Source organism: Prosthecobacter sp. (assembly GCF_044373815.1).
In the GTDB taxonomy this organism is placed as follows: Bacteria; Verrucomicrobiota; Verrucomicrobiia; order Verrucomicrobiales; family Verrucomicrobiaceae; genus Prosthecobacter.
Genome location: NZ_JBIPNG010000571.1, coordinates 1 through 3,748, shown reverse-complemented (window position 1 = coordinate 3,748; position 3,748 = coordinate 1). Strand labels below are relative to the sequence as shown.

General features: G+C 60.1%; 2 protein-coding genes. Both read right to left on the bottom strand.

Annotated features, from left to right (window positions below; genetic code table 11):
- Positions 1-1,732: SUMF1/EgtB/PvdO family nonheme iron enzyme (locus ACIREA_RS28390; RefSeq protein ID WP_397385691.1), on the bottom strand; the 1,732-nt coding region annotated here is incomplete at its 3' end.
- A gap of 14 nt (positions 1,733-1,746) precedes the next feature.
- The coding region (locus tag ACIREA_RS28385) for an SUMF1/EgtB/PvdO family nonheme iron enzyme (RefSeq protein WP_397385690.1) at positions 1,747-3,748 on the bottom strand (2,002 nt) is incomplete at its 5' end.

The window sequence follows — 3,748 nt, the reverse complement described above, 5'->3', positions numbered from 1 at the left end:
TGGCTGCATAGGTCCAAGTCTCGCCCTGATCGCTGCTGAAACTTAACAAGGCCTTTCCGCCGAACACGGCGACCTGTGCAGGATGTGGCCTGCCGATGGTCATGAGCCTCCCATCGGCAAGTTCCAGCACCGGCGCATGAATCCCGGCGTGCCGGCTTCCCTTGCCACCCGGACGAACATCATCATTCGGGTGGCGGGCGCCGACCGAAGTCCAGCTCTTGCCGTTGTCGCTGCTCTTGAGCAGCGACACCCCGACATCCTGTGTGATGATGAGCGCTCCTTCCCGGGTGCGGATCATTCCAGCGCCGGTTTCCCCCTGCGGATAGATCGGTTGGGCTTTTGACCAAGTGGCGCCATTGTCGGTGGAGGTGCGGACGATGTTCTCCGAGTGGCCATTGGCCAAATGGTAGATGGTTTGGTCTCCATCCCACCACAGCTTGGGGGCGTGGTCGTTGATATCTTGCCCGTCCCAGAAGGGCGAAGCCTCCTCCCACTCGCTTTGCCCGAAGCGCATCCGGCTGGCGACATTGCACAGTTCCGTGGCCCCTTCCAAGACTGTAGAGAACCAAACGGCAAGCAGGTCCCCGTTGGGACATTCGGTGATTCCCGGGCTATGGTTGTGCGCGGAGAATAGCGGGCCCGCAGATCCTTCCGGGATTTTGACAAAGGGCTTCGGGCCGCTGAAAAACGGCTCGTCCTGCGGCGGCATCGCGATCTTGGCCACTTCCTGCTTCACATCCTGCGCGTTCTTCGGTGGTGGCACCTTTGCGAGCAACTCTCCTGTTGGCTCATCTCCCAAAACCACGCGGAACCCGAAAATGCTCGCGCTGGATTCCGGAATCCATGCCCCGCGGTTCGCGCTGCGCACCAGTCTTGAAAGCATCGAATGCGGCCCGTCGCGGAAGACACGGAAGTCCCCGCCGCTGCGACCGCGCGGATCGGTCCGCTCCCCGGCCTCGTAGGGACCATACCAATCACTGCACCATTCGGAGAGGTTGCCATGCATGTCGTAAAGGCCCCAGGCATTCGGCGCACGCTGTGCCACCAGCAGCAAGGACTGGTTGCTCTTTGCCACTACCGCACCCTTTTCGGGAATCACAAATCCATCGCCCGCCAATTTCAAAGACGCCCCCTCCGCACCAACAGGCAGGTATTCCGGCGCTCCTTTACCGTCCGGAAAGTAATAGTTCCAGGGGAACAATTTCGGATATCCAAACCGCGTAAACCACGGCAGAAAACCATCCGGCAGTTTGTCTCCGGTATGGAAGACCGTCGCCGTCCCGGCGCGGCAGGAATACTCCCACTCCGCCTCGGTCGGCAGGCGGTAGGTCTTGCCTTCCTTCTTCGAGAGCCATTGGCAGAACTCGACCGCTTTATGCCAACTGATCCCGTTGGCCGCCTCGTCAGGCAAGCCCTTGTCTTTGCGATACTCCGGATCGAATTGCCGATACTGCTCTACCGTCACCTCGGTGGCCCCGATGTGGAACGGCCTGGAGATATGCACCTGGTGCACGGGCTTCTCATCCCAGTCCGCCCGATCCGACTCCTCGGGATGTTTTTTCATTTCATAGTCCGTCTGCGGCCCCTCCTGGCCCATCATGAACGTGCCGGGCTGGATGGGCATGAGTTTCATGCCGATGGAGTTGGTGACCGGCTCGGCGGTTTGGCCCACAGAATACACCGAAGAAACGGAAAGGGTGAGAGGGATGAGGAAGAGGTGGATGCGTTTCATGAGTGTGTGGTGCTTCACTTCTTCGGCGCGGGTGCCGGGGCTTTGACCCACGCGAGATTGAAGACGTAGTGGTTGCGGCTGGTGACGAGCTGGATGTTTCCATCACGGCTCTGTGTGGCGGTGAGGTAGCTGACGGGTTCGGCGAGCGTGTCGCTGATGAGGAAGGGCGTTCGTTCCTTTGATATCCACTTCCGCTCCGGTCCACCGAGTGTGATGAGTCGTCGGTCGGGCCAGGTCTTGCCTTCGTCGTAGCTCACGGCAGCAAATAGGCCGTAGCCGGTGTAGTCGCCGCTGGTGGATTTGAAGTTCAGCCCATTGCGAGTGCTCCAGTTCCGCCATTGGTCGGTGAACGAGCAGAACAGCAGTGGACCTTCTTTCAGTCGCAACAGGACGCTCTTTTGAGCGCTGCTCACGACAGGAAATTCGCTCATGTCCCACTGCCATGTCTTGCCGCGATCACTCGAATAGCTGACGGGCGTGCGGTTCTCGAAACGAGCCTGCTCTTGCGCGGGGTCAAGCCGTGAAAAGGCCATCCAGCGACCGTCGGCGAGTTCCACCATGGTGGGATGGTAGCCGGCGATGAATGATCCGCTGTTGCCGGGCCTGACATCCTCGCTGCCATGCATCCTGCGACCGTGCTGCTGCCAGCTCTTGCCACCGTCTTCGCTGACCATGACTTCAAAGAGGTCATACGGGATCGCCAGGACGCCGTCTTTGGTGCGCATCAACTGATTGGCGTAGTCTCCGGCGGAACGGAAGAACTCCGGCTTCGACCAAGTGGCTCCATTGTCAGTGGAATGGCGCAGGCTCTGACAGCCGGACTTATAATACACGTCGTCGATGTGATAGAGAGTCTTGTCTCCGTCCCACCAGAGCTGCGGCGCTCCGTCCAGCACCTCGGCCGCATCATAAAAGGGCGAGGCGGGTTCCCATTCCTTCGCACCGAAGCGCAGTCGTGACGCGGCGTGCGAGCAGGTGAGGTCCGTCTCGGCGGGAGTCGAAACCCATGCCGCAAGCAGGTCACCATTAGGGCATTCGGTGATGGTCATGCAATGGTTCTCACTGCAATACACCGGCCCGACTGCATCATCCGCGACATGCACCAGTAGCTTCGGTCCCGCAAAGAACGGCACATTGGCGGCCTGCGGCACGATGCGCGGCACGGTCTGGATCACGTTTTGCGCATTCAGCGGCGGCGGTGCTTTGGGTAGCATTGTTCCTTTTGGAAGCTCACCCTGCACGACGCGAAACCCCATGCAATCAAACGCATCGTATGGCACGCGTGAGCCTCGGTTCGCCGAGCGCAGGAAGCGGATGAGCGAGGAATGAAATCCACCCCGGAACACGCGGAAGTCGCCATCCACACGCCCGAGCGGGTCTGTCTGCGCACCGCTTTCATACGGCCCATACCAGTCCCTGCACCACTCGGCCAGGTTGCCGTGCATGTCGTGCAGGCCCCAGGCGTTCGGCGTCTTCTGCGCCACGCGTAACGAACCCGCCGCATCATGTCTGGCGTTTTCATGAGTCCATGAACCGCCGACGAGTTCGCCATACTTCAAACCGGCCATCGCTTTCTCTCCCGCCTTCCGCCAATCATACTCCTGTGGCATCGGCCCGGGCGGAAAATAGGCGACGCGAAGATTCTCATCGCCAAACCACTTCTGGTGAGCATCGGGCAAGGTGTCGCCCGTGTTGAAAAGCGTCGTCGTTCCCGCACGGCACGCATACTCCCACTCCGCCTCAGTCGGCAGGCGATACGTTTTGCCTTCCTTCTTCGAGAGCCACTCGCAGAACGCCACCGCCTTCTCCCACGTCACACCACTGGCCGCATCATCATCCGCAGGCTTCGACGTCGGGTCCTTCGTTTTGAACGCAGGATCAAATTGCCGATACTGCGCCACCGTGACCTCGGTGACACCCATGAGGAAAGGCTGCGTGATCTTGACCTTGTGTGCGGGCTTCTCGTCGAAGTCGATTCGATCGAAGTCCTTATACATCTCCCCGAGCTGCTTCTGC